Origin of the sequence: Marinobacterium maritimum (genome assembly GCF_039523155.1) — a bacterium.
GTDB classification, from domain to species: domain Bacteria; phylum Pseudomonadota; class Gammaproteobacteria; order Pseudomonadales; family Balneatricaceae; genus Marinobacterium; species Marinobacterium maritimum.
In genome coordinates this window covers 871019-897548 of sequence record NZ_BAAAET010000002.1, presented here as the reverse complement: position 1 = coordinate 897548, position 26530 = coordinate 871019, and the positions used below count along the sequence as shown (strand labels likewise).

Here is a 26530-nt window from a genome sequence, read left to right as displayed (position 1 = left end):
GCTCAGCGTATCGGTCGCGGTGCCACCGTTACCGTCATCCGCAGTCAGGGTATAGCTGAAGGTGATGGTTTCACCCACCGCCAGGAAGTCCAGATCCGCGTCATTAACGCTGTAGTTCCAGTTCACCGCACCCGGTGCTGCAGCATCGGTCGCCCCCACACTGAAACCGGCGACCAGCGCAGCGGCCAGATCAGCATCCAGAGTGCCATCGCTCCAGGCAATATCGTTATTGGATACAAAGCTGATATCGATCAGGTCGCTATCATCCAGATCCGCGAAATCAACCTGGCCACTATCGCTCAGATTCTGGGTACTGGCATCACCCGCTTCGCTGAAACCGCTGGATGCGGCGGCGGTCACGGTAGGCGCATCGTTGCTGCCGGTGATGGTAAAGCTCAGCGTATCGGTCGCGGTGCCACCGTTACCGTCATCCGCAGTCAGGGTATAGCTGAAGGTGATGGTTTCACCCACCGCCAGGAAGTCCAGATCCGCGTCATTAACGCTGTAGTTCCAGTTCACCGTACCCGGCGCCGCGGCATCGGTCGCCCCCACACTGAAACCGGCGACCAGTGCAGCGGCCAGACCAGCATCCAGAGTGCCACCGCTCCAGGAAATATCATTTTTAGAAGTGAAGCTGATGTCTATCAGGTCGCTACTGTCGATATCACCGAAGCTTACCAGTCCACTACCTGAAATATCCTGCGCACTGGCATCTCCCGCTTCGGTCAGCGGAGTTGAAGTATCAGCGGCCATTGTAGGCGCATCATTGGTGCCGTTGACGGTGATATTGAGCGTGCGAGTTGCAGTGCCGCCATTGCCATCATCGGCCGTCAGCTCATAGGTCAGAACCAGGCTTTCCCCGGCAGCCAAGTAGTTGAAGGTTTCACCGTTGGAGTTGAACGTCCAGTTCACATCGCCACTGGTTGCGGAGCTGTCGATACTCGGCTGAGAACCCGTATCCAGCATCGCCAGCAGTTCAGCAACGCTTGGCTGGTCGCTGCTGGAAGCCATCGCCACACCATCCGCATCGCGCTGCTCAGCGATTACGCCAGACACGCTCACGGTGACCGAATCAGGCTGGTCGACATCACTGACGCTCAACTGCCCGCTGGTGCTCAGCGCGCTGTCACTTTCGGTCAGCAGCGTATCTGATGACAGGTTGGCCGAATACTCCAGTGCACGCGGAATGATCTCTCGGACCCAGCCATCATTGCTGGTGGACCCTGTGGAGACATCCGAACCGTACTGAGTCGCGGTGTCGATAAAACCTGTGCCGGCGATGCCCGAGCTATAGTAGTCATAGCCCATGAAAATAACGGTACCGGCACCATACTGAATGGTAGCAACGGTCGCATTGGCATCGGTTCCATAGATGGCTGTAAAGCCATCGACTGTACCGCTGCCTATGGAGTCAGTCGCACTGGGGGCCGACAGGCTGGCAGGACCTCCTTCAAAGGGAGTGCCCGCCGCATTGGCTTCATTGAGGTTCCAGCTACTGCCTCCCTCCGTCGTCAAGTCCCAGTTAAAGATGGTGTTCAGAAAACTGGTATCGTTAGCGCCAGAGGTGCCGGTCATCATAATCACACCACCGGCATTCACCCAATCACGAATATCCGACTTGGATGACTCTGGCAAGAAGGATGTATCAAGCGGGTTACCACTCTCCATATCCGTCATGAAGAAGAAACCGCTGGCATTCAGCTTGTCAGCAAAATCAGCATCGGTGAAATTCTGAATAGAGGTATCGAGCGTATACTCACCGCCTTCGTTGATCACCCATTGAACGATACTGGCCAGGTTGGCGTTTTCGTTACTGGTGCCAGGACTTGAGTCACTGCCATTCAGGTTCGGATAGCTGAACACGGATACCTGGGTTGAGCTGTTATCAGGCTCGAATATCGGCGCGTCATTGCTACCAACGACTGTCAGGGTGATGGTAGCAGCCGTGCTGGCAGCCCCATTGTTATCCGTAGCCTGATAGGTAAAGCTGACCTGTCGGGTTTCACCCACAGCAAGGTCATCAAAGTCCGTGCCCGGATCAAATTCATAGCTACCGTTGCCATTGAAGGTCAGTGACCCGCTGGAGACAGAACTAAGCAGTTGATATGAGCTGATTGTGCCATCTACATCGGTTGCAACAGGCACACTGCCGGAATACAGACCGTTTTCGGCAACGGATTGCGTCGCATCCTGAGAGACCGGTGCGTCATTGGTACCGTTGATGGTGATATTGAGCGTGCGCGTCGCAGTGCCGCCATTACCATCATCAGCTGTCAGCTCATAGGTCAGCACCAGGCTTTCCCCGGCGGCCAGGTAGTTGAAGGTTTCACCATTGGAGTTGAACGTCCAGTTCACATCGCCACTGGTTGCGGAGCTGTCGATACTCGGCTGAGCCCCCGTATCCAGCATCGCTTGCAGATCGGCCAGACTTGGCTGGTCACTGCTGGAAGCCATTGCCACACCACTCGAGTCACGCTGTTCGGCGATTACACCAGACACACTCACAGTCACCGAATCGGGCTGATCGACGTCACTGACGATAAACTGCCCATTGGTGCTTAACGTACTGTTAGTTTCGGCCAGCAATGTGTTTGACGAAAGGTTGGCCGAATACTCCAGCGCACGTGGAATGATCTCTCGGACCCAGGCGTTTGTATTGGAGGAGCCATCTGCGACATCTGCCCCATACTGGGTGGCTGTATCAGTGAAGCCCGTGCCGGAAATACCAGAGTCGAAGAAGTCGTAGCCCAGGAACAGCACTCGACCTGCACCAAAGCCAATCTCGGCTACTGTTGCATTTGTGTCGGTACCATAGATGGCTTTAAAGCCATCAACGGTCCCAGCCCCAATGGCGTCTGTCGCACTGGGTGAATCCAGGCTAGCAGGCCCTCCTTCAAAGGGAGTACCTGCAGCGTTACTGGCATTCAAACTCCAACTATCGGCAGTCTGGCTGGTCAAATCCCACCCAAATACACGGTTAAGAAACTCAACATCTTCCGTACCTGCCGTGCCTGTCATCATGATGACACCGCCAGCATCGACCCAGTTGTTTATGGCATTAGCCGCGCTGGCAGGAAGGTATGTATTACTTAGTGGATCAAAACTGCTTGTGAACTGCTCCATATCCGTCATGAAGAAAAAGCCGCTGGCGTTCAGCTTGTCGGCAAAATCAGCATCGGTAAAATTCTGGATAGAGGTATCGAGCGTATACTCGCCACCCTCATTGATCACCCACTGAACGATACTGGCCAGGTTCGCGTTTTCGTTGCTGTTACCAGGGCTTGAGTCACTGCCATTCAGGTTCGGATAGCTGAACACGGAGACCTGGGTTGAGCTGTTATCAGGCTCAAATACCGGGTTGTCACTGACTCCGTTGATATTGAATGTCAATGTTTCGGAGTCGGATGCTCCGTACGAATCTTCTACGGTGACTGTAAAATCATCAATGGTACTGTTACTTAGGGCATTAACCACACTAGAATTGGGTGTATAGGTATAGGCACCAGTTGCCTTCACGACTTGCAGAGTGCCATAAGTACCAGTCAGGGAAACAGTTGTTCCATTATCGGTTCCGCCCTGAATGCCAAAGCGGAGGGAGCTTGAATCGATGTCGCTGCCGGTCAATATTCCCGTTATCGGGTCAAAGGTATCCAGCACCTCTGTATCCGTTACCGTACCGCCTGTCGGCGCACCCATAACAGGAGCCGCATTCGTAACCGTGATCGTTATATTTTCATCATAACTGGCGCCACGCAGGTCGGTTGCTCTGACAGATATAGTGTAATTACCTGGCTGAAGTAATGTTGTATCTGCCACACGAATTTCATTTCCGCTGACACTGAAACGCCCCCCCGCGTTATCAAGCAGAATATAGTCATGACTGTCAAAGGAGTTGCCATCGGTTGTGGCAAGGTTGCCAACAACATCACCATTGGATGCATTGTGAGGTATGGTGTCATCGTCGATAGTAATATCGGTCGGAGCGACATTAGGCTCCATCACATTCAAAGTAACCGTTGCTGTGTCCGAATTACCATCCTTATCCACAAGGTAATAGTTAAAGGTTTCTACACCAGTGAACCCGGTATCGGGTGAGTAGGAAAAGGATCCATCTCCCAAAACTGTTACCGATCCATTAGCAGTAGTAAACGTATGACTTTCACTTGTGCTGGTAAAGGTATGACCTTCAACCACAAGGTCAAACAGGTCCAAGTTCGGGTCATAATCGTTTGCCAACAAGCCACTGAACCTGTCAACACTGAAGCTACTATTCTGGTTTACACCGTATATGTCATCACTCACCACCGGCACTACGGGGTCAAGTGAGCCCGGGGCACTTCGAACATTGCCGTAGGTTACATTACCCTGTGATTCGTTAAAAAAGCCAAATCGACCCGGATCAAAGCTTCCTGCAACATCAAAAATGGTTACGCCATCAATTTGGGCGCGAATTCTATTCTCCATGTAAAGAATACGGAATTCGTATGTAACCCCATTTTGCCAGCCATTGCTCGGGTCTGATGAAACGTCTGAGGCCAGGTGAGTAATTGTTCCATTATTATTTTGCCACAGCTCGTAGCCATAACCACTTAAGCCCCAGCCACCTTTATCCCAGGCAAAAACAATATTGTTATTCGAATTTTGATAGCCAACTGTAAAACCAATGAAATCATTATCACCCTGACTGGCATCAACCTTAATTGTGCCCTGTATAGTTTGGTTTATTACACCATTTTCCGGGCTAACAAAGTAGGTTTTCCCCCCATTAACCGACTGGTAGACTGTCCGCCCTCCAGGTTGGACTTGCCAACCCGCACTATCACCTTCTACCGACCAGTTATTCAAGTCTACATATTCCAGTCCTTCAAGGGTGCCTTGAAACGCATCAATTGCCAATTCAGCTGCTTCAATACTTCCACTCTCGACCTCCAGATCCCAGTCCCCCCCCAAGCTTTCAGCACCGGTCAGGTCTTCAGACGCTGCCACATCAGCCTGGGTCAGTTGAGCTACTGAGTCGATAAAGTCCTGCCCTTCACTGTCAGCTCCCACATAGCAGCCGTACAGCATCAGGTCACCATCTTCCGTCAAGGACTCTCCCAAGGTGGACAGCAGTTCGGCGTTGGCGCCCAGATTCTCGCCATTCAGGGTAAGTGTCCCCAGCTTCAGTTCACCCACATCGCCATGCGAGAACAGGTGAATCGCATCGATACCGGTCTGCCCCTGCAAGGCGGCGACCATCTGCTCCAGCCCGTTTTCACTGCCGTCGACCAGGATCACTTCGATGTTGTCGCCCAAACCATCGACCAGGCTCTGGTGGTCTTCCACCGCCGTGTCCACAAAAGCGACTTCACGGCGACTGCCCGGCTCGCTGCCGGTGGGAGCCGGGGCCGCAAAATGGACACTCTGGTCTGCTGATCCAGTGTGTACGGCCTCATCCTGAAAGGCCACATCGGTGGTCATTTCTGCCGTGGTGGCAACAGCAGCACCATCGAGCAGGATGCGCGGCTCCAGAGCGGTAATCAGCGGCTTGCGACGAGAACGGATCGGGTTAGCGGGGGTCTGCTTTTTCATGGTCTCTATCCCTTTAGGGCACCGGGCACTTGGCCTCAATGGGTGCAGTTTTACTGGGCACTGGGCGCGTTAAAAACGGCTGTTGCGCTCATGCCGGGTATCAGTTGGGTATCTTGTGACAGGGTGGCGCGCAGCAGGACGGTCTGGCTGACGGCATCAATCGCCGGGATGATGGCACTGACCTCGGCACTGGCAGATTCCGTTCGATCATCCACCTGCAGGCTGAGCGGCTGCCCCACGGCGAGCCAGTTCAGCCAGGCCGCCGGCACCACGATCTCGGCTTCCAGCTGGCGGTCGCCGACGATCTCGATCAGCTCCTGCTGCTGGCGGATGTTCTCGTGTGCATTGACCTGCACGCTGACCACCCGCCCATCCCAGGGCGCCTTGATGGTACAACGCTCGGTATTAAGGCGCGCGATCCGCAACTCGGCCAGCGACTGCGCATACTCGGACTGCGCCAGCGCGACATCCAGTTCACCAATGGAATTGAGCGCTTTGAGCTCACGGGCGTTGTCACGTTTGATTTTGGCGGCTCGTACCTCAGCAGAAACCTTGTCAGCCTGTGCCTGGTACAGCGAGCAATCCAGCTCAACCAGTGAATCGCCTTTGACAAACGCATCGCCCGGACGCAGGGGCAGTCGTGCCACTTTAGCCGCCAGCTCACCGGACAACACGGCACGGTCCAGCGCTTTGATAACCGCCCTGGCTTCGTATTCAGCCTGTGCAGTTACCGACACCAGCAGCAAAGCAGCTGCCAGCGCCGATCTCATCCCTTTAAGCGCCATCAGCTGACTTTATCCTCGGCAGTTGCTTCGATTACCGCCTGTGATTCATCACTTTCCAGCACTTCCTGGCTGACCTGCTCCAGTTGACCATTTTGCCACTGGGCAAAGCGCTCACCGATCTTGTCGCTCAGTTCATCCAGCGCTACATCGCTGTAATCTTCCGGCAGCAGATCCATACCCATAGTCACATAGACACGGCCATAGCTGTTCTGCAGGTCGGCATAGGCCACATCGCGGCGCAGCTCGGCCAGAACGGCGTTCAGGGATTCACGGATCAGGTCCAGTTTGGAGGTACGTTTCATCCTGGCAGCATTGCGGGTTTGCTCGCTAATGCGCTCAGCCACATTCAGGTATTCACCCGCCAGGTCAAAACTCTTGCGCGCCTGCTCATAACGGATTCGAGACAGGTGCACCTGGGTCAGAACGGCCATGGAAGCTGCCAGGCGCTGCTCTTCAGCCAAGGCTTCACGGGTCTTGGCCATGCGGCGTTCAGCACCGATCTTGAACACATCAAACAGGTTCCAGCTGATCTGGGCGCCCATGCTGGTCCAATCCTGGTTCAACAGGTAATCGTTACTGTCTTCATAGGCGCCTGCCGTAAGATGAATACCCGGCAACAAGTTGAGCATGGCAGCTCGGGTTTCAGCCGCCGAAATGCGTTTTTGGTAATGGGTTTCAACCAGCTCGGGACGCTGCTGCAGTGCCAGCTCTTCCATCTGTGCCAGCTCAACTGACAGTTCGGGCACGGCGAAGCTGGGGTTATCGACATCGCTGAGCGCGAAGGCGGCTCCAGGTTTCAGCCCCATCAGACCAGCCAGTTCCGTTTTGGCACCCATCAGGTCCTGGCGCAGCGACTGCAAGGCTCGCAGAATATCCAGCAGTTCACGCTGATAGTACAGCGCTTCCAGCGGCGAACGCAGGCGCTGTGTCTCTACCTGGCGGGAGTCCTGCAGCGCAGAGCTGGCCTGTTCGATCAGCGGATTGATTTTGGTCAGCAGGCGCTCGGCTGAAACCGCACGCCAGTAGGCGGCACGCACATCCTGAGTGATATTGTGCACCACCTTACGCTCACGTTCCTTGGTGATCAGGTACCGGTCTGCATGCTGTTTGGCACGCACATAGGACAGGCCGAAATCAAGAACATTCCAGGTAAAGGCAATATCCCGGGTGTCGCGCTCCTTATCCTGGGAGACGGAGTAGGCAGGATTGGGATCAAGCGCATCCGGCACACCATCAGTAAAACTCACGCTGGCGGAGGCGGCATATTCACTGCGCTTGGAATAGCCGGCAGAAGCGGTCAGATCCGGCAGCATCTCGTGCTGCACCAGTTCGATCTGCCCTTGAGCCAGGGCAGCTTCCAGTGCTTTCAACTTTTTATCGCGATTGTTCAGCACAGCCCGCGCAATGGCTTCTTCCAGTGAGATCGCGGATTCAACAGCCTGTTCTTGACTCAACAGCTGAATATCAGCCTGAGCCGTGGCTTCGATGCTCTGGTGTGTAATCGCTTCGGGCGTAACAGAACAACCGCTGATGATGGCAGCAATGGCGGTCGCAAGCAGGGGCTTCTTGAACATGTACAGTTCCCTTGACTGAAGACTGAAAAATCAGAAATTGATAGCTGCCATCTTTATAACAAATGTTTGTCTGGCAAAGCTGACATAAGCTGACATTGACTGGCGCAACTGTCACTAATGCCCAATTACTTGCTCCAGATCAACCTGCCCCCAGCAGGCAAATTCACTCTCTAACTGCTCATTCCCGTGTAGACTCCCCTATAAACAACACCTCAGCTGCACACAGGCCCCGACTAAACCATGAGCGAAGAGATCAGCCAGCATATTGACCAGATGATTCGGCACGATGAGGACGAATCAACCAGCCCTTTGCCGGACAGCTTCGACGAACTGGAACCTGAACAGATCGCCCTGCTGCTGGAATCTTTGCCGCAGGATGCTCGTCGACATGCCTGGGGCCTGGTACCTGCCGAGCTCTATGCCGATGTGCTGGTCGCCATGCGCGCCGAGGCACGTGAGAGCCTGCTGCGCCAGTTCGACAGCCAGACACTGGACCAACTGACATCAGACCTTGATGCCGAAACACTGATCGAGCTGGCCGACTCGCTACCGGAAGAGGTGGTCGACATTGCGCTGGCTCGCATGGACGACCGCCAACGCACCCACTACGAGCAGAGCGCCAGCTACGCTGAAGACCTGCTGGGCCGTTATGTTGATCATGAGCTGCTGGTGCTGCCGCACAACAGCCGAGTAAGAGATGCCGAGCGCCTGCTGCGTCGCCAGGTCCCGGAATACAGCGAACACCTCTGGCTGGTGGACCGTACCGGCCGCTACACCGGGGCGGTCGCGATCAACCGCCTGTTCGGGGCTGCTTCACACCAGCCCCTGGCGGTGTTTTATGATGAAGAGCTGGAAGCTCTCAGTGCCGACCTGACTCTGAAGGAGGCCTGTGAGCAGTTCGAGATGGCCGCCGTCGCGGCACTGCCAGTGGTCAGCACAGAAGGACGCCTGCTTGGACGCATGAGCCAGCGTTTGGCGTTCGAGCTGGTTCATGAACAGCACGAAGCCCAACTGATGGCCAGTGCGGGTCTGGATGAGGATGAAGACCTCTTCGCCCCGGTCATGCGCAGCTCACAGCGCCGCGCGACTTGGCTGGGGATCAACCTGCTGACTGCATTTCTCGCGTCCTGGGCGATCGGCCTGTTCGAAGGCACTCTGCAGCAAGTGGTCGCACTGGCGGTATTGATGCCGGTAGTTGCCTCCATGGGCGGCATCGCCGGCAGCCAGACACTGACACTGATCATCCGAGGACTGGCACTGGGCCAGATCACCACCTCCAACATCATGCCGTTACTGAAGAAGGAATTGAGTGTTGGCGGTCTCAATGGCGTACTCTGGGCACTGGTGATCGGCGTAGTCGCCTCGCTCTGGTTCGACAGCGCCGCCATCGGGCTGGTGATCGGACTGGCAATCGTGATCAATATCGCCGCTGCAGCGCTGTCCGGCGTACTCATACCGGTACTGCTGGAAAAGCTGAAGATCGACCCGGCTCTGTCCGGGTCGGTGATTCTGACCACCGTCACCGACGTGGTTGGTTTCGTGGCCTTTCTGGGACTGGGAACCTTGCTGCTGGTTTAGAGCTCGCCCAGACTGAACGTCTCACCGGCACTGTCAACGACCAGCTCAGAGGAGTGCTGATGCTGCACCATACGCGCCAGCTCCACCAGCTGATAGAACAGGTTGCGACCAATACGCCCCTCCATGCCGAAACGGATCATCAAATAGGGCGAAGGCTCTTTGGTTTTGGGGTCGACCTCAACTCGGATCGGGTGTTCGGCATCGGCCCGCACCCGGTCACCGGTTGAGGTGGTAAACACCAGCTCGAGCCCCTTCTCACCCTTCTCATGCTCAACACTGACGACCTGAAACGGCACATCATCCACCTGGATACCGACCTTCTCGACCGGCGTTTTCAGAAAATACTTATCGCCTTCTTTCCATAGTACGCGAGAAAACATTTTGACCATTGCCTCACGGCCAATGGGAGAGCCCTGGTAAAACCAGCGCCCGTCGCGGGCGATGCGCATCTCGATGTCACCACAGAACTCCGGGTTCCACTTCTCCAGCGGCGGAATACCTTCCTGCCCCTTCAACTGCTGGCCCAATGCCGCCGGATCGAAACTACCGCTCATTTCAGGCTCCTTGAATCCTTTTGTATGACCATGAGTAGCCCTCACACTGGCTACAGAAGATTTCATCATGCTGCTGCGATAAATGAATATAATTCACTTACAACAAAACACCAATGAAAGAAGATGGATATCATCATGAGCGAATCTCTGCAGCAAAAATTTGCCGATCCTCACCGCAGTGTCTGCTTTGTCGGAACCACTCCGCCCAAGGCCAGCACTGAGGATATGCAGATGCAGGAGATCGCTGACCGTCTTCTGGCTCGCCTGGAAACTCTGGAATACGATGGTCTGATCGTCTATGACATTCAAGACGAAAGCAGCCGCATTGACGCGCCGCGCCCCTTCCCTTACATGGAAACACGGGACCCGCGCGAGTACTCCAGGCTGCTGAGCGAACGCAGCCAGCGCCCGATCATCACTTATAAAAGTGTAGCCCAGCGCGACCGTGCCGACTTTGAACACTGGCTGGAAGAAGCCTGGGATGACTATGGTGTACGCAACCTGGTGCTCGTCGGTAGCCCTTCGTCCGAAGGCGATATCAAGCTGTCACTGAACGAGGCCTATACAGCGCTCAAGGAGCACCACAAACCCTTCCACCTGGGTGGCGTCACCATCGCCGAGCGGCATGCGGTCAAAGGGAATGAGCACCAGCGTCTGATCAGCAAGGTTGAGAACGGCTGTGAGTTTTTCGTATCTCAGGCGGTCTATAACGCTCAGGCGACGATTGACCTGCTCACCTCGTACGCCCGTAGCTGCCGTGAAATGGGCGTTAGCCCCAAGCGCGTCATCCTCACCTTCACGCCTTGCGGAAGCGCCAAAACGCTGGAGTTCATGCAGTGGCTGGGCATTTCAGTGCCGGAAGCGACTCGCTACCGCATTCTCGATGCGGAAAAGCCACTGGCGGAGTCCGTTCGCATCTGCCAGAACAACCTGGAACAGATCCTGGACGCCTGCCTGCCACTGGGCCTGCCGATCGGACTGAACATCGAGAGCCTGACCAACCGCAAGGCCGAGATCGACGCTTCTATCCAGCTGTATCAGCTGCTGAAGGCAACACTCGACCTGCGCCTGGCCGAGCGCCAGCTGAGCCAGTCCGAGTAACACATCGCGCGCGGAGCGCGCTCCCACAACCAGGAGCCCTGACAACCAAGGGCTCCCACAATCAGAAGCTCCCATAACCAGGCAGAACACCATGCTTTTGTGGGAGCCTGCTCTGCAAGCGATTGATTGGGTAATAAAGTATTCACCCGTAGGGGCCTACCCTGCAAGCGATTGGTTTAATCGCCTGCAGGCAGGCTGCTACAACGAATTTTCAGCCAGAAGCTCCTGACGGGTTCGCGCCAGCTCACGATAGCGATCGGCGTGCCAAATCACGACCTTGCGGTCCATGTCAATCTCGTATTTAAGCTTGCCAAGAATATCCATGCCGAGCAGGCCGTCATAACCAGGTACCGTGCTGGGTTCAATCACCAGCAGCTCTGACTTGCCCTGATCCACCGGCCCAAAAGAGATGCCGTCCACCGGCATCAGACTGGTCGGAATTCGGGCACCACCCACAACCTGAGCATGCCCCGCCGGCCTGAGCATTGCACCCAGGCTGCGTATCGTCGATTTGTGCAACAACGTACGAGTTGCACCGGTATCAACGATCAGATTTACCGTTTTGCGTTTTCCCTGGTAACGCAACTCAACCGGCACCTGCACGCTGTTGCCGTTGACGATGGCACGCTGCTCCAAACTGGCCATTTCCGCTTCAATCGCCGCGACTTCCCCTTTGGCGCCTTTCTCCGCCTCAAGGCGCTGTAATATCTGCGCTCGCCGCTCACGCGCTGAGTGGCTAAGTGTTTCAGACTCCTCCTTGAGCCGCTGGGTCTGACCCCGGTACTGAGGTGGAATCTGGCTCTGACGGTCAACATAGATCTTGCGGCCATGTTGGTCGACGTAGTGATAGACCTCAGCAACGGCCGGAATACCCCAAAGGGAAGGCAGCAGCAACGCCAACCCCGCAACCAGAACTCTTTTGCTCATCCCTGCTTCCTCATAGGACTCAACCGCCGGCCAGCTTGACCTTATAGCCTTCCGCTTCCAGCGCCGATTTTAAAGTATCCCGATGGTCGCCCTGAATCTCGATGACACCGTCCTTGACCGCGCCACCGGTACCACAACGCTGCTTGAGCTTCTTGGCGAGTTGTTTCAACTCTTTGTCGACCAGGGGCACCCCGCTGATGGTGGTGACACCCTTGCCCTTGCGACCACTGGTTTCCCGACGGATACGCACGACACCATCAAGTGCCGCCACACGATCCGCTTCCGCCTGTTCCTCACAACGACAGGCCTCCAATGACTCGCCACACTCTGGGCAGTGCCGCCCGCTTTCTGTCGAATATACCAGCCCACTCAACTGATCACGCAAACTTGCCATACAACTTGAACTCTTTTCCTGCTCGAAATCATCATTCTACGACAATATCTGTTCGCTGTAGGAGTTCGCTCTGACAGCGAACAGACCTACAGTCCCACGCCACCGATCTGGCGCGCCAGATAGGAAGCATAGTTATCGGTCATGCCGGAAATAAAATCCAGTACGCGCCGGTAGCCATTGTACAGGGGCTCACCCGCCACAGGCGCATGGATCCCCATCAAAAGCAGAACCTTGTCCGAGCGATAGCCAACCGCTCCCTCGCTATGCAGCTCATAGACTGCGCCACAGAACGCATCCAGCAGAACCCCCAGCGTGGTGTAAGCCCCCACTTCCAGCTCAGCCTTACGGGTATTCGGAAACACGCGCTCACGCGCTACACGCTTGGCGGTCAAGATGCCATCCCTTACCATCTCATCGCCATCCAGCAGCAGTTCTCCCTGATAGCGGCCGGCCATAATCTCGTCGTAATGACACATGAAGACCTGTACGGCTGAATCCACCATATTTTCCATCGCCTTGCCACGCAGCGCTGAGATTTTGCGCCGCGCCGAAGCTTCAGTCGCAAAGATGGCATCATCAAACGCCAGATCGCCACACAATTGCAGCAGGATCGCCTTCACATCCTCGAAACTGAGAATATGCAGCTCTATGGCGTCCTCCAGGTCAAGAATGGCATAGCAGATATCGTCAGCCGCCTCTAACAGAAAGGTCAGCGGGTGCCGGCACCAGTGATTTTGCCCCTGTACTACCAGCCCCAGATCCCGACCCAGCGCATTGAGAATCTCCACCTCCGACTGGAAAGCACTGAATTTGCCCTTTGGCCCAGCCTGCTCCACGCTCCAGGGATATTTCAACAAGGTACCCAGGGTTGGAAAGGTCAGGCGCAAGCCACCATCGAACAGATGATTTTCAATCCGGGTAACCACACGAAAACCCTGGGCGTTACCTTCGAAAGTTTGCAGGTCCAGTCGCTCCAGCTCAGACAGCGGCACAAGACGTTCATCGTCACGATGACGGGCAAACCAGTCACGGATCGCATACTCGCCGGCATGGCCAAACGGCGGATTACCGATATCATGCGCCAGGCAGGCCGACTGAACTATGGTGCCCAGATCATGCGGCGTCACCCAGGATGGCAACTGCTCAGCGATCAGCTCACCGACACGAATCCCCAGGCTACGCCCGACGCTGCCAACTTCCATGGAATGCGTCAGGCGGGTATGGATATGATCATTAAGGGAGAAGGGGTGTACCTGTGTCTTGCGCCCCAGGCGACGAAAGGCACTGGAAAATACGATACGATCATGGTCCTTGTGGAAGTGCGAACGCCCGACTTCATCGGGCGTCAGCGACTCGTGACCATAACGGTGGGTGGTGAGCAGTTGGGGCCAATCCATCCAAACACCTCCGGCCATCAGACACTAGGAGGCACTAGCGCCCCCAGCATTCACTTCGATCACCGCGGGTAGACCCTTTAACACCCTGATGATTGAAGGTCAGGGTACCGCACCGATCCCCAGCCATGACACCGATGGGCGCCGCATTAAGCTGGAACTGATTATTTCCCGCGTTGACAACACTCAAGTTGTAGAACTTGCTGCTGCCATCCTTGGGCGATTGCGTGTAAGGCAATGCCGGAGCGGCACTGCCCCCGGCAGTCGTGACGTAGCGTCCATTTGCAGCATGGTAACGCTCCATGAACTGAGCCAGCTCGAGCAGATTCGAGCGCGCTTCGGAGCGGCGTGCTTCATTTACGTACTCCAGATATGAGGGGTACGCAATTGTAGCCAAAATACCCAGAATCACGACGACGATCATCAGTTCAATCAGGGTAAAACCGCAAGTTCTACGCATCGACTTCATCATTTCACAACCACCCGTATATATGTCAGATACGAGGGTTTCTCGCTATCTGTCTCATAGATCACGTCACTACGTACAGGCAGCTGCTTCGGTATGGCAGTACCGCGTATCTCCATTGTGGAAACCCCCAGCAAACGGGTGGAGCTCTTCAAGTGGAAAGTCTTGCCATCAATCACAACATTTCCAGACGCTACACTCGTGACACGGCCCTGCATCCTTTGCCCACTGCTTTCGGCAGACCAGACTACAGGGGCGAACAGCATTAACGCCAGACACCAACACACGCATCTTTTCATTTTCATTTCTCATCCATCAGTTCACGCCAACCAAGCCGACCTTCCATGCCCTGACCGGGGTTCTCAATAATCACGGTGTCCTTGTCCAGAACTTTGACCTCTTTATCAGCGTCCACCGGAATGATCGAGGGTGCCGGTTTTTCACCGTCGAACTTGATACCAGACGGAGGCCTTTCTTCCTTACCGCCACCGGGACTACCAGGGTTGCCCGAGCCATCGACTACCCAGTCCTTACTGTCAAACTTGCCATCACCATTCAGGTCGAAGTTAGCATAGCTCAAGGCCGCACCACTCAAGGCATCAAGCTCCATCAACCAGCTCTGCGATTCACTGACGCAGGGATCCTTTCCGTCCAGAACCGGAAGCAGGGAGGTATAGATAATCTTGCCGTTACGCAGGATCGGCTTACGCACGATACGCTCGGAGGCCGGCTGGTCCAGGTCCATATACCAGCCGAGGTGATTGGACCAGTTGATGCTGTTTCGGGTTGTCACACGCACATCGTAATCCTGCCCCGACTTCTTGGAGACCTGGCTGGAGGGCACGATCTCTTGCTCAAGCAGCCCTTTGCGGGTGACGGTCTTGCCATTACTGGCAAATTTGTCCCAAATCCCGTAAATGCTCTGCAGGCGAGCACCTTCAGCCTCCTTATCAACCGGCTCAAGGTATTTCCCGGTCCCGAAGTGCACAAGCACACCGCCCAGAGGATGTCGCCCTACCGTTGGTGCCGACGTAATGGGCTGGCGGTTTGACGCACTGCACGTTGTGCCGCCGCAGGCCGTAAACAGCAGCGTATTTGCATTGGTCGTCACCTCACCATTCGCGGAAGCCTTTTTCAGATCCTTGAGATTGAAGCGCCAAAGGTTGCCGAACAGATCACCGGCATATACGTAATCCACTTTATGATCGCCATCCAGATCAATCGGTGTCACGGTTGCCAACCCATTAGGCCGACCCTCCCTTGTTGGGTCTTCATTAACACCTATGCCGGTCGACAGCTTGTACAACAGATTTCCGGTTTTGAGATCAACGATGAACAACATGGCATCACCGGTCGAACTCGCCTGGCCGTCCGCTTCGGTACTGTTATATCCGTTACCAAAAACAGCGACCCAAGCCCCATCCGCCAACTGCACGATGGCAGGGCGGCTGAAACTGTAGCCCAGATCAGCATCTTCAAATTCCCAAAGGAACATTGAGCCCGCATTACTTTCACTGAATCTGTCAGGGTCGGTCACATCCAGGGCATAGATCGACTGCCCCCCCCGATTCAGCCCACCCACCAGTACGGTGCGCCACTGCCCATTGAGCCGGGCATCCAGCACCGTGGGCGTACCATCCACATAAAAGCGGTGGTCATAGTTCTCATCAGCAAGCGCTTTCAGATTCTTCATTACAGCATTCGGCACAAAGCCGAAAAGCTCCTTGCCCGTTTCCGCCTCAAAGGCATGCAACATGCCATCATTGGCACCGACATAGATGACGTGCTTGCGATCCTTATAGGTTTTTTGGAATGTCCGATAATCCTCATCGTCATACCGCAACCCTGGAGCTTCAACATATTGCGGCGAAGAAGCGATAATATCGCCCAACAGGCCTTCCCGCTTGCGGAGTCCTTTACCCTCCAGGCTTCGGTCACCCCGTATGAACTCCACCAACGCGGAACTGCCCAGCAGGTTTTGCTGATCAACTGACAGCTGCCCCCAACGGAAGGGTGCACCACTCCCTCCTTTGTGCGTAATCACATGCCGACTGCTCAGACTGATCAGCGCGGAGGCACTCTTCCAGGCGGTTTTGAGCTGCAAATATGTCAAGCTGGTCGGATCAGAGTCGAAGCGATAGGCCTTTAGATCTCCGGTCCAGTACTGACTGTTATACTGCGGGATGATCGACAGACTCTGAGCGGACAACACCCCATGGGATACTGCCGCCGTCGAAGCCGTAGCGACCTTGTCCGAAATATCGGACAGTGCGGCTTCCAGGGCAGCGGCCAACTGATCGGCGTTATTGGCCGTATAGTACTGGCCATTACCGGCTTCAGCCGTGCGCTTGAGCAGCGGATGGTCCAACGCAAAGCCAACAGTGTAGGTGTCCATGTTCTGCTTGGGGAACTCCGAATCATCAAAGCTTTTGCCTGCTTTGTCGCTGCCTCCCTTGCGCATGTCCAGATCCCGGCCAAATTGGGCAATATCGTCCAGGTAGAAGCCGTCATCGCCATCTGTCCAGTTGGGCAGGCGGTTGCTTTTTCCCGTAATAGTGTCCCCGGCGACCACTGAGTTGATCGACTCGCCATCCTCGTCCCATTTACTGAACCTGTCCTTGGTTGGCTCACCGTCACTAATGACTATGGTGAAATTTTTCTGGCAACGGTAAGTGATCGGAGACGTGTGCTCGATTTGGCTGCTCCACACAGGATCCAGGCCACGAAAATAACGGGTAACCTCGTACAAAGCCTCGCTTATGGGAGTGTTGGTGGATGAGGAAATCTTATCTATCTCACTCAGTGTATTACCCGTTGAAGCGCCACAAGCCGATATGATCCTGCCACCATCATCTTTATATTGGTTCCAGCAGCCGTACGTCCATACATACTCCCAGCCATTCCAGAACCAGTTGTTACCACACCTTTGCTGGATTACGTCTCTGTTCAGCCGAGCAACGCCAAACCGAACCCCCTCAACCTTTCCGATAACATCCTTGGCAACCCGTTTTGCAACCGTCATCCGTACCTCATTGGGGATGGCGCCATTGCGCAAGTCCGATCCACTGGCAAAAGTCGAGAAAAGATAATTAAGATAATTACCTGTATAGCGGGTATTGCCACTCCCTACAGGATCCGGCAGCGCAAGACATTTCCGGGTTTTGACATTATCTGCCCTAACGGCCTCAACATATCCGTCACGGCAATTATCCTGGCTTAGCTCCGACAGATAGACATTCCCGGATGTATGATCCCAATCACTGCCCTCGTCCCCATAACTCCCGCCACGCTTAATACGCTCATCCCAGCGTGTGTAAGTGACCTTGGGATCATACCCGTCTGCCCAAATGATGTTATCCATGCTGCCCGAGTTATCGATCAACAGCATGACATTGGGCTCTACCCTCGAACTCGAGACTGATAGCGGCGTATGGGGCAGAGATAACTCAGTCGCCGCAGTCGATGATGCAGCGAATGAGCCTGCCAATATGAATGTGCCAATTCTGGATGAAATGCTCATTTCCCGTCCCTAGTTGAACCTTCTGGCATAGATGCTTTCCAGCCTTGTCCGGGCATATTCGCTTTGCCCCTGTCCAAGCGCTTCTATTTTGTAGATGTCTACACCCGTTTTCATTTCATGGCCGATATCCAGGCTATCTGGAAGGAAAGACTTCTCCTCCATCCTTGCTTCAGGATCAGCCGACACGGCCTTCAGCTCAGTCACGCCCGTATTTCCGTATTCGGAAAAGGTATCCTCGAGTTCAGGCAGCGTGCGCTGCTCGCTCAGCCATTTTTCCTTTGCCCTTAACGCAGCCTCTGCCGCCTGAAAGGAGATTTCCCTGTCCTTCAGATTGCCCACCATCCGTTCCTGCATCGTGGTGGTCTGCATGGCACTAAAACCAATGATACTGATCAAGACCAACATGATCATGGCAACCACCAGTGTTGCCCCACGTTGCTGACTAAAGGGTGTAAAAGTGTTGTGTTCAACGTTCATGGCAAACGGTTCCTGATCGCAACGGTGGTTGAAAAAACACTTCGCAGACTGCCATCACTAGCCGCCGCAACTGGATCCAGGGTACCGTCTTCGTCACTGTCAAAAGGCCAGTTCAGGGCCTGACTGGCACCCTGCTGTGCATTCCCGGGGCTCCTGGCCAGCACGCTGATCTGTACAGTCACGACCTGACTCCAGTCAGTAACCTTATCAGCCGGTAAATAGGCATCGACGCCTGCGTCTACGGCCCCATTGCCATCGGCGTCTACGCCGAAGCGCAGGCGCATATCCTCGACACCCTCGACCAGAACCGTGTCCCGGCCAAGCGGAGTTTTCTTGCTGCCAGCTGCGGGATTAACAAAATATTGCTTGAGTGCGGGCTGCCCTCTCAGCCCCTGGCCGATATAGAACACGACTGCCGTCAATCGATTGATTTCAACATCATCCTGATAGTCATGACTCCAGGGCGTCGAAGGTGGAATGTTACCCGGGGTTCCGCCAGAGCCGCGGCTGAGAGCCCCCTTATTGCTGTTACCACCGCTGTTGGCCCGCTGAAAAAGATCACACCCGTAAGCGTCGGAAATCAGAATGATACTGCCCTGCGGCACAAGCGAATCGTCACCTTCGATCGGGATCGCGGCAGCATTTGCCCCTGCCCCCGCAGTCGCCTTTAAATGGCTACTGCGCGCGGCATGTTTGATCAACAGCACATCCCCTCGCAAGTAATCGGGCAGATGGCCTGACAAGTCGCCAGCCTCATTCGCCCAGCCCTGAATAGGAGAGTCGAGATTGAAAAGCGCATCGACATAGTGGCCATTGCCCTGATTTAGCAAATTATTCACATTGCCCGGGCAACTGCCAATATAGCCGGCCTGACGCACCTCTCGCGCCATAAAGTAAGAAGCAAAACGACCGCTCTCCTGCACCCGAGCCAGTGATTCACTGGTGGTCTGGGAACGAATACTGCTGATATACACCATGACTACGCCGAGCAGGATAATAAGTCCAATGGTGAGACCGATCATCAGCTCGATCAAACTGAAGCCCGCCTGGCGACGCTGATATTCCTTCATCTTAAATCTCCGTACTCAGCACCAAAGTACCACCGGTCGCGTCCGAGGAAGCATTTCCCTGGTCATCCAATACAGCCCCACGACCGTCATTCCAGGTAATGGTCAAAGTGAAAAGCCGACCGTTTCGCTGCAATTTGGCATCAGAGCCACTACCCAACATTGCCGCCACCTGTTTCTGCCAACGAGCACGTTCGCCGGTGGCGCCATCATTATAGGCACCATCAAGCGCTGCCTGGCGGTTTGCGCGCATCAGGTCAAACAGCTCGTAGGCTTGAAGTGTCAATTGCGAGGTAAGATGAGAGCTTTGAGTCCCCTTAATGGTATACAACTGCAACGCTAAAACACCCAGAAGCCCGAATGCCACGACGACCATGGCAATCAGTGCCTCAAGCAAGGTTGAACCCCGCTGACGGCGGTGCAGGTGTAGCAGATCCGATCTCATCATCAGTTACAGCCTCCCATGGCCAGACTTCCGGTTACACCGACGCAGTAGTTGGAAATCTCACGCGAAGAGCCTTCAGAGATATCGACAATGCCGACGTCCAGCCCGGACTGTAGCTGGTCTCCATGTGCATCCACGGCCAGACCAAGTGGTGAAAAACGAACGTTGAACCCATCGGTCCCGCCACCGGTATAAGCCACTTTTTTATCGGAGTCCCAAGTTCTCAAAAGCGCCTTGGCACCATCAGCGGCTTCTGCTTCAACTCGAATTTCATTCACACGCTGAGCACAGCCAGAAGTAGCACAGACACGGGTAAAAGTGTTTCGCGTGACGGCCTCAGAGCGCGCAAGATTCATTGCAGTGACAAAGCTGCTGGTAGCCGAGCGATCACGGGCAGATTCGAACATGGCCTGAAAGCCGGGAAGACCAATCGAGAGAACAATGACTAGAACAGCAATGGCAATCATCACCTCAAGCAAAGAAAAGCCCTTGCAAGAAGAATGACCATTGCCAAGTGGATGATGCAGCCTCATTCCAAGCCTCCATACTGGAAAAGGTCAAGACAGCAATACAGATATGATTGATGGCAAGTGCGGCCGGACATGCTGTCCGGATAGCCCAGAACAAGACTGCTCCATCAGTCCATAAATGCATAACTTCTAAAATACAAGCCACATACTAACGTATAAATTGAACAAAGTAATCCAACCGAGTAATAGTCGGAGCAACCACTCATCAGCATCCTGCGGATCCCGGTTATGGTAGCCGCCTGGCTTAAGGACTGATCCGATTAGCCCTCTGCGACCGCTGACTCAGGTCAATAGCCCTGCTGGCCTGACATCACTCCAGTCGTTACACTACAACCACCATTCAACACCGGATGACCGGTAACTGAACAAGGAAGAGCCTACCGTGAACCGGGCATTTCTGTTTGTCATTTTTCTATTTACCCTGCTTCCGCTGATCTATTTCCCCAACCCGGGACAAGACGCCTTACTGATTCCTTTCAATATTTTCCTGTGGGAAGTTGCGGCAGCAACCATCTTTTTTGGTGGCCTGTATATATACAAGAACAAGGTTCTGGTTCTGCCCCGACAAGCCTTGTTAATTCTAGCACTGCCCCTCGGAATGATCCTGAGTGGATTTATAACCGGGCTGGACCGCCCGGTAGACTGGATGTTCAGGCTAGGAGCTATCCTCATGGGACTGGGTTTTTTCTTCTCCCTGTTCCAATTCCAACCTAACCGCCGTGCGCTCGATAATGCGGTTTATATCATTCTTGGCGGTATGCTGGTGAACGCGATCATCAGCATTATGCAAATGATACCAAGCCGCCCACTTGAGGGCTTGATTGCACACCCTGAGACTCCACGCGCCGTGGGTGTTTTCATGCAGCCCAATCTTTTGTCATCCGCCATGGTAACAGCCATCCTGTTAGCGCTTTATCAGATATCCAGTCCAGGTTTTGGGAAACGCAACAGCACCATTCGACTGCTCTGCTTCGCTACACTATTGACAGCTGGCTTTATCGTTTTTTCAACAGGTTCCCGCCTCGGCTTGATCTCAGCATCCATCAGCCTCCCCTTCCTGGTGGCAACCAGAAGCAAACTTTTGTTGCAACATCGAACCCGCTTCGCCGCCTCTCTTGTGATACTGACAGCAGGTTGTATCGCTGGCGGCCTGGCCAGCAGCGGTACGGTAAAAGCCTACTCCAAATTGGAACGTCTGATCGAAGCACATTCAGAAGCACGCCCACATGTTTACCGTATCGCCTGGGAGCTGTATGCCGAAAAACCCATCGCAGGCCACGGCATAGGTAGTTTTCAGGGAGTATTTCATGAACGTGCTGCCGAATACATAAATGCACGGGGCAGCAAACCATTAATCGGCCATGCCCGCTATACCCACCCTCATAACGAGCTGCTGTTCTGGGCAGTAGAGGGCGGCAGCCTTGCCCTGTTAGGTATAGCAACCGTTGTTATTGCTGTACTGAAACAGGTTTGGCGCCTCGGTTGGCAGCGTGGTGGTGCCTTACTGGCACTATCACTGCCTCTGACACTACACACACAAACCGAACTCCCTTTCTATTCATCCATTTACCACTGGCTGTTGTTTTTGTTCCTGGCCTTCATGATTTTCAGACCATTGCAGCGTTACATGGTAATTAGCCGCCCGGAAGCCGCTCTCATCCCGTTCCCGGCAGCAAGCATGGCCATATTACTCGCTACGCTAATGTTCGGCACCAGCACCTTCTCAGCGGGCCGAGATCTGACTCGCTTTCTTCTTTATAAAGAAATGAATATAGAGGAACTCAGAAGGGCTCAGGACAGCCTGTATTTCAACGAATTCGCCACCATGCAGACCTTAAAAGTGCTGCTGAACCAGGACCTGACCCAAGGCACGCAGCACTGGACACAGCTTTATATCGACTGGATGGAGGTTTATCTCAAGCAGATCCCCGAGACCTCATCGTTCCACGACCTCGCATTGGCTTACAATCACTTGGGACAGAAAGATAAAGCCGTTGAAACGATTGAACGGGGCCTGTACCTGTTCCCCCAACACCCGATCATCAGCGGCGCAATTGAAAAGATCAACCAACTCTCACCCGCCAGCGCAGCAACAGCACCGGATGAGACACTTATTCCAAAAGAATAATAATCAACACAGCCTTATGCACCTTATTCAGCTGCTTATGGGTACCATCTGCAAAATGCCGAATAGACGGCCTCAAGTAGGAAGTCGCTCCAGCGGCAAACAAACCTGAAGACAGAGCCGACAGGATTACGGCAAAAAACTGCGCCCGAATGTATCGGGCGCAGTCTATATCCAACAACAAAGCTTTTTAAGCCATTAACAATCAAACGGCTTTAATTGGTAACTTCTTCATACCAGTCAAACACGTACAAAGTCCCAAAAGAGCCAGTTTGACCATCACCATTAGCATCCGGACAACCTTCTGGCCCCGGGAAGCTGGTATCTGAAATATTTTCTACAAAGTTTTGCACCTGCATCAGATATTGACAGCCGTAGTTATACAATGCTGAACCACCACCACTGACATCCCAGTTGATTTCAGGGTCTCCCGCGTGACTCCAGGTCGTATCAGTACGTGGCGTTTTCGCATGATATGTCGAGTTTTTATCCAGGGGGAGATCGGCATCATCAGCATCGACACAGGCACCATCAGTCGTGCAGTACCGGAAGTCATCAGTGGCCGAATCATTGAAATCAATATTTGAAACGATCAAGGTCCCCGCAAGGCCGTCAGTTGTACCACCGCCACCGATGTTAACCGTACCGCCAAGCACGATTATCAGGCCGTCCCAGTTGGGTGTACCACTGAACGTTGCGTCACCCGTTACAATCAGCACACCCGCGCCATCAAAACCACCAGGCATTGTAATGTCGCCATGCACAACAAAAGATTTCATGTTGGCATAGTCTGCCGGGTTGGACGGATCGCCAGGGGTACCAAAATCCACGGTATTGAATCGTGATTCATTGAAATCAACAGGCTTCCCTATCTGGTTATTATTACTGGGCGCTTCGGGATAGATACTGGTCGTTGACCCACTAGCCAAAATGCCTTTATAAAACTCCTTTAGCCCTGTTTCCGGGTTAGTAAAATCAGGCGCCGGGTTGTTGGCAACAACCCCGCCAATCAGCTGCCCACTGGGAACACCACCATCCAAATCCGCCTCTCTGATCGCCTCGGCACACTCTGGCGTATTGGTAGAAAGCGCGGGACCTCCCCTGCCATCATAGGTATAAGCATTGGATGGTCCGAAGTCGAACGAGCACTCGACAGGGTCAGCATCCGGGTCATCATTTACAAAAACCGCAGGCCAGGTTGCTTCACCGTCATGACTAACATTGAAATGAACACGACGTAACGAGTTAGTCTGCTGACCGGTACTGACAAAACTGATGGTTTTTACGCCTCCGCCCTCGTACGTAGTACAAAGACCACCATAAGTAACCGTATAGGTACTGCCGCCACTGAAACCCTCATTCGCCGGCAGTACGTACAGCGCCTCATCCACATTCTGCAACTCGCCATCGGAACTGCATTCGTTATAGTAATACCAAGTGGGAGGATTTATCGCCGGGTCTGCCGCGGTATTCTCATCACCCGATTCACAAAGATGCTTGTCGCCACCATATTCCGTACACAGCATCGCAACCGTCTTCTGCATACCTCCTTCAGCGGCCAGAAATGCATCAGCACCACGGCGTGTATTACCCGTTATGCGCTCATCCTGCACGGAGCTATTCATCATGCTGACCGCACCGACCATGAGAATAGCCAGCAAAATCATGCCGATAACCAGCACCGACCCCTGCTGCCTGGGAAACGTCATCACATCTCTGCGTAGAGTCATACCAGCTCCCTTGCTCATCCCATAAGCGTTTTCAAATTTCATATACTCACCAGCAGTCAGCCTGTGCGGCACTTGTCTCGCCAGCCTGGTTGATGGTTAAAGTGCCACAGGCATCACCTGTAAAACCGCCAGCGGGTACCGCCTGCAATTTATAGGCAGAAGTAGTTGCAGCGCCCTGGAGAGAGATGGTGTAACTACCACTGTCAACAACCACATTGATAGCACACCCGGCATATGTATTATTGGCAGTAAAACAACGCTCCATTCGCTGTGCCGCCAATGCCAATGCAGCCTTACCTTCTGCACGCTTGGACTTGGCCACATATTCCAAATAGGCCGGGTAAGCAATCGAAGCAAGAACCCCAATCACAACAACCACAATCATGAGTTCAATGAGTGTAAAACCCGCATTGGTACGTAAAGCAGTTCGCATACCCTTTTCCTTTGCAAATCAGTTAAACAAGTCTGACAGACGATTTCGAAGGGCCACAGTCGTAACGATGGGACTACTGGCTACATTAACGGCTGTTTCACCTGTGCCCATATCGGCAAACGTTACCTTTGAGCGAATTGCCACCACTTGACCCATATCCGGCGGGAGGCTGTCATATGCTGTATAGGTAATGGAATTGCTCCCCGACAGATAACCGAAGGAAACCTGCCAACCCTGCACCCCATCCACAAGCACCCCATTAACGGTTTGTGTTCCTGCTACCTTTCGAGAATAGCTGATCGCATCATCCGCAAACGAATACGAGAACTCTACCGTTTGCTCGGCACCTGAAGCGTTGGGGACAATATAACCGGAGGTTAGGGTCTTGCCAGCGTAGCTTAGCGGCACACTGGCCGTTATATAGCCGCGCCCGACCATCCGCATATCACGTGACATGAACTCATACAGAAAACGGGCATCATCCGTAATAGTGGCCATATTGCGGCGGGTCATACTCGCCTCTTTACTGGCCAGGAGAGTTTGCATGACCCCACCCAATAAGACCAAGCCGATAACCAAACCGATCATCAGTTCGACCAATGACAGGCCCTGCTGCATGGAGGGTGACTTAATACCAGAGCACTCATGCGTCCGTTTCATATCATCCCTGCTCATTTTCTCACCGTATAAACAAAATCAGGAGATTGACCAGTTTTTTGCTTACCGTCCGCATCCAGCATGCGTTCGGTCCAGCCAAGCGTGATCCGGTAGTCCACGGGGGTTGAAGCGGCCGTTGGGTATGAAGCAACAACTGTTGCCGTATTCAACAAACCGCCAAAAACACGCTTCGAGCCAGCGCACCAATCCTTCTGATCCAGCCCAGCCAAAGTAGCTGGGGTACCGGCCATGGTTCCCGGGAAGGTCTCGGAAAATGAACAACTGAACACATAGTCCGCATCAGCAGACAGTGGATTGGCACGAATACGCTCTTCAAGATCCATGGCCTGGATTGATGCCAAAGCACGCAGATACGAGCTGTGGCTCATACTCATGGTCTTAGTGTACATGGCCGCCAACCCGAGAAGGGCCACCGAAAAGACCACCAAAGCAATCAACGACTCGAGCAACGAAAAACCGATTTGCAGCCTGGGTATAGCTTTCAGATCCATCTGTCCTCCTAGTTACACGCACCATCACTCTGGCGGACAGAGCCACTGAGAGTAAGTTTTATACAACGCTGAAGGCCGGAGTAACTGACCTGTATCTGAGTAGAAGCAGATGCTACCCCGCGCCCATCAAAACTTATGTCGCCCTTGCTCACACCATTTCCATCAACATGGCTGGTTGTCACTCCAGAGGACATACCGCTGTTCTTGCGCAGAGTGTCACTACCAGCCACCACTGACCAACCAGAAACAAAGCCGCTGCCAGCATCCTTAAGCGTGACTTTCGTATTGCGTTGCAACGCCTCGCTTCGCGCATAGCGCAGACCATCTGCCAGGTCATCTGCAGCAGCATCTATCCGGGATCGATCCATCATCGACTTGAATGAAGGTATACCAATACCGACAATAATCGACAGAACAGCAATGGCAACCATCATTTCAATGACCGAGAAGCCCTGATGACGCTTTCTGGATTTATTGACTGGCATCCGTGCTGGGCCCCTGTGGTTAAGATTTGGTTCAATGCCATAAAGTTTACACAAAAGCCATTTCAGCACAATTAAAGCCCCTTCCAGCAACCAAAGTGTTGACCAAATGCAAAAAACAGCTGTTCTAAACAGGATAAAATCACCTTAACTGACCCCAAATACAAACACTCCAAAACCATTGCCATTCAGCTTTTGTTCAGTAAGA

General features: G+C 53.8%; 21 protein-coding genes. 3 read left to right on the top strand and 18 right to left on the bottom strand.

The window, feature by feature from the left end:
* From ABD013_RS10315 to ABD013_RS10305, 3 genes are all read right to left on the bottom strand, one after another.
* On the bottom strand, nt 1-5571 hold a 5571-nt coding region (locus ABD013_RS10315), incomplete at its 3' end, for a DUF4347 domain-containing protein (protein WP_343805532.1).
* A gap of 50 nt (nt 5572-5621) precedes the next feature.
* Nucleotides 5622-6356 (bottom strand): efflux RND transporter periplasmic adaptor subunit, encoded by a 735-nt coding sequence (locus tag ABD013_RS10310; RefSeq protein ID WP_343805530.1) that lies wholly within the window; start codon nt 6354-6356, stop codon nt 5622-5624.
* The gene (locus ABD013_RS10305) at nt 6356-7930 is read right to left on the bottom strand and encodes a TolC family protein (protein WP_343805528.1); all 1575 of its coding nucleotides are present in this window, start codon (nt 7928-7930) and stop codon (nt 6356-6358) included. Before ABD013_RS10305 ends, ABD013_RS10310 begins: the two co-directional genes overlap by 1 nt.
* Nucleotides 7931-8170: 240 nt before the next feature.
* Between ABD013_RS10305 and ABD013_RS10300 the strand changes: the two genes are divergently transcribed.
* On the top strand, nt 8171-9508 hold the full coding sequence (locus ABD013_RS10300) for a magnesium transporter (RefSeq protein ID WP_343805526.1): 1338 nt from the start codon (nt 8171-8173) through the stop codon (nt 9506-9508).
* On the opposite strand, the gene ABD013_RS10295 is transcribed toward ABD013_RS10300, so the two are convergent.
* A complete protein-coding gene (locus tag ABD013_RS10295; protein WP_343805524.1) occupies nt 9505-10062 on the bottom strand; it encodes a DUF1285 domain-containing protein in 558 nt (185 codons plus the stop codon). The genes ABD013_RS10300 and ABD013_RS10295 overlap by 4 nt on opposite strands.
* A 135-nt stretch (nt 10063-10197) precedes the next feature.
* Here ABD013_RS10295 and ABD013_RS10290 point away from each other — a divergent pair, with 135 nt between their 5' ends.
* Nucleotides 10198-11163, top strand: coding sequence for a methylenetetrahydrofolate reductase (locus tag ABD013_RS10290; RefSeq protein ID WP_343805522.1), 966 nt, complete (start codon nt 10198-10200; stop codon nt 11161-11163).
* 198 nt (nt 11164-11361) lie between these two features.
* Here the strand turns inward: ABD013_RS10290 and ABD013_RS10285 are convergent, their stop codons facing one another.
* From ABD013_RS10285 to ABD013_RS10245, 9 genes are all read right to left on the bottom strand, one after another.
* Entirely contained in the window at nt 11362-12090 is a 729-nt protein-coding gene (locus ABD013_RS10285; RefSeq protein WP_343805520.1) for a retropepsin-like aspartic protease, read from the bottom strand.
* A 19-nt stretch (nt 12091-12109) separates the two neighbouring features.
* A complete protein-coding gene (locus tag ABD013_RS10280; protein ID WP_343805518.1) occupies nt 12110-12484 on the bottom strand; it encodes a translation initiation factor Sui1 in 375 nt (124 codons plus the stop codon).
* A gap of 86 nt (nt 12485-12570) precedes the next feature.
* Entirely contained in the window at nt 12571-13881 is a 1311-nt protein-coding gene (locus ABD013_RS10275; RefSeq protein ID WP_343805516.1) for a deoxyguanosinetriphosphate triphosphohydrolase, read from the bottom strand.
* Between the two features lie 34 nt (nt 13882-13915).
* Complete coding sequence (locus tag ABD013_RS10270) at nt 13916-14338, bottom strand: type IV pilin protein (protein WP_343805514.1); 423 nt, start codon at nt 14336-14338, stop codon at nt 13916-13918.
* Between the two features lie 307 nt (nt 14339-14645).
* A complete protein-coding gene (locus tag ABD013_RS10265) occupies nt 14646-17732 on the bottom strand; it encodes a pilus assembly protein (RefSeq protein ID WP_343805512.1) in 3087 nt (1028 codons plus the stop codon).
* A gap of 141 nt (nt 17733-17873) precedes the next feature.
* The gene (locus ABD013_RS10260) at nt 17874-18341 is read right to left on the bottom strand and encodes a pilus assembly PilX family protein (protein ID WP_343805510.1); all 468 of its coding nucleotides are present in this window, start codon (nt 18339-18341) and stop codon (nt 17874-17876) included.
* Nucleotides 18338-19411 (bottom strand): PilW family protein, encoded by a 1074-nt coding sequence (locus tag ABD013_RS10255; protein ID WP_343805507.1) that lies wholly within the window; start codon nt 19409-19411, stop codon nt 18338-18340. Before ABD013_RS10255 ends, ABD013_RS10260 begins: the two co-directional genes overlap by 4 nt.
* A 1-nt stretch (nt 19412) precedes the next feature.
* The gene (pilV, locus tag ABD013_RS10250; protein WP_343805505.1) at nt 19413-19856 is read right to left on the bottom strand and encodes a type IV pilus modification protein PilV; all 444 of its coding nucleotides are present in this window, start codon (nt 19854-19856) and stop codon (nt 19413-19415) included.
* Nucleotides 19856-20386: a GspH/FimT family pseudopilin gene (locus ABD013_RS10245; RefSeq protein ID WP_343805503.1), complete on the bottom strand. Its 531-nt coding sequence runs from the start codon at nt 20384-20386 to the stop codon at nt 19856-19858. The genes pilV (ABD013_RS10250) and ABD013_RS10245 overlap by 1 nt, the downstream gene beginning before the upstream one ends.
* Before the next feature lie 379 nt (nt 20387-20765).
* Between ABD013_RS10245 and ABD013_RS10240 the strand changes: the two genes are divergently transcribed.
* Complete coding sequence (locus ABD013_RS10240; protein ID WP_343805501.1) at nt 20766-22511, top strand: PglL family O-oligosaccharyltransferase; 1746 nt, start codon at nt 20766-20768, stop codon at nt 22509-22511.
* A 212-nt stretch (nt 22512-22723) separates the two neighbouring features.
* On the opposite strand, the gene ABD013_RS10235 is transcribed toward ABD013_RS10240, so the two are convergent.
* From ABD013_RS10235 to ABD013_RS10215, 5 genes are read right to left on the bottom strand one after another with little or no spacing between them, the layout of a single operon-like run.
* A complete protein-coding gene (locus ABD013_RS10235; RefSeq protein ID WP_343805499.1) occupies nt 22724-24280 on the bottom strand; it encodes a pilus assembly PilX family protein in 1557 nt (518 codons plus the stop codon).
* Nucleotides 24281-24284: 4 nt separating this feature from the next.
* On the bottom strand, nt 24285-24671 hold the full coding sequence (locus tag ABD013_RS10230; RefSeq protein ID WP_343805497.1) for a type IV pilin protein: 387 nt from the start codon (nt 24669-24671) through the stop codon (nt 24285-24287).
* 18 nt (nt 24672-24689) lie between these two features.
* Entirely contained in the window at nt 24690-25331 is a 642-nt protein-coding gene (locus ABD013_RS10225; RefSeq protein WP_343805495.1) for a PilW family protein, read from the bottom strand.
* Nucleotides 25332-25342: 11 nt separating this feature from the next.
* Nucleotides 25343-25840, bottom strand: a complete 498-nt coding sequence (pilV, locus tag ABD013_RS10220; protein WP_343805493.1) for a type IV pilus modification protein PilV — start codon at nt 25838-25840, stop codon at nt 25343-25345.
* A gap of 8 nt (nt 25841-25848) precedes the next feature.
* On the bottom strand, nt 25849-26325 hold the full coding sequence (locus ABD013_RS10215) for a GspH/FimT family pseudopilin (protein WP_343805491.1): 477 nt from the start codon (nt 26323-26325) through the stop codon (nt 25849-25851).
* Nucleotides 26326-26530: the final 205 nt, after the last annotated feature.

Bases quoted from the DNA above. Each gene is read 5' to 3' on its own strand.
- ABD013_RS10215 (WP_343805491.1), bottom strand. From the start codon at position 26,325: ATGCCAGTCAATAAATCCAGAAAGCGTCATCAGGGCTTCTCGGTCATT.
- ABD013_RS10300 (WP_343805526.1), top strand. From the start codon at position 8,171: ATGAGCGAAGAGATCAGCCAGCATATTGACCAGATGATTCGGCACGAT.
- pilV (WP_343805493.1), bottom strand. From the start codon at position 25,840: ATGGATCTGAAAGCTATACCCAGGCTGCAAATCGGTTTTTCGTTGCTC.
- ABD013_RS10295 (WP_343805524.1), bottom strand. From the start codon at position 10,062: ATGAGCGGTAGTTTCGATCCGGCGGCATTGGGCCAGCAGTTGAAGGGG.
- ABD013_RS10225 (WP_343805495.1), bottom strand. From the start codon at position 25,331: ATGAAACGGACGCATGAGTGCTCTGGTATTAAGTCACCCTCCATGCAG.
- ABD013_RS10230 (WP_343805497.1), bottom strand. From the start codon at position 24,671: ATGCGAACTGCTTTACGTACCAATGCGGGTTTTACACTCATTGAACTC.
- ABD013_RS10305 (WP_343805528.1), bottom strand. From the start codon at position 7,930: ATGTTCAAGAAGCCCCTGCTTGCGACCGCCATTGCTGCCATCATCAGC.
- ABD013_RS10275 (WP_343805516.1), bottom strand. From the start codon at position 13,881: ATGGATTGGCCCCAACTGCTCACCACCCACCGTTATGGTCACGAGTCG.
- ABD013_RS10255 (WP_343805507.1), bottom strand. From the start codon at position 19,411: ATGAAGGAATATCAGCGTCGCCAGGCGGGCTTCAGTTTGATCGAGCTG.
- ABD013_RS10310 (WP_343805530.1), bottom strand. From the start codon at position 6,356: ATGGCGCTTAAAGGGATGAGATCGGCGCTGGCAGCTGCTTTGCTGCTG.
- ABD013_RS10280 (WP_343805518.1), bottom strand. From the start codon at position 12,484: ATGGCAAGTTTGCGTGATCAGTTGAGTGGGCTGGTATATTCGACAGAA.
- pilV (WP_343805505.1), bottom strand. From the start codon at position 19,856: ATGATGAGATCGGATCTGCTACACCTGCACCGCCGTCAGCGGGGTTCA.
- ABD013_RS10270 (WP_343805514.1), bottom strand. From the start codon at position 14,338: ATGCGTAGAACTTGCGGTTTTACCCTGATTGAACTGATGATCGTCGTC.
- ABD013_RS10265 (WP_343805512.1), bottom strand. From the start codon at position 17,732: ATGCTGTTGATCGATAACTCGGGCAGCATGGATAACATCATTTGGGCA.
- ABD013_RS10245 (WP_343805503.1), bottom strand. From the start codon at position 20,386: ATGAGGCTGCATCATCCACTTGGCAATGGTCATTCTTCTTGCAAGGGC.
- ABD013_RS10235 (WP_343805499.1), bottom strand. From the start codon at position 24,280: ATGAAATTTGAAAACGCTTATGGGATGAGCAAGGGAGCTGGTATGACT.
- ABD013_RS10290 (WP_343805522.1), top strand. From the start codon at position 10,198: ATGAGCGAATCTCTGCAGCAAAAATTTGCCGATCCTCACCGCAGTGTC.
- ABD013_RS10285 (WP_343805520.1), bottom strand. From the start codon at position 12,090: ATGAGCAAAAGAGTTCTGGTTGCGGGGTTGGCGTTGCTGCTGCCTTCC.
- ABD013_RS10260 (WP_343805510.1), bottom strand. From the start codon at position 18,341: ATGAACGTTGAACACAACACTTTTACACCCTTTAGTCAGCAACGTGGG.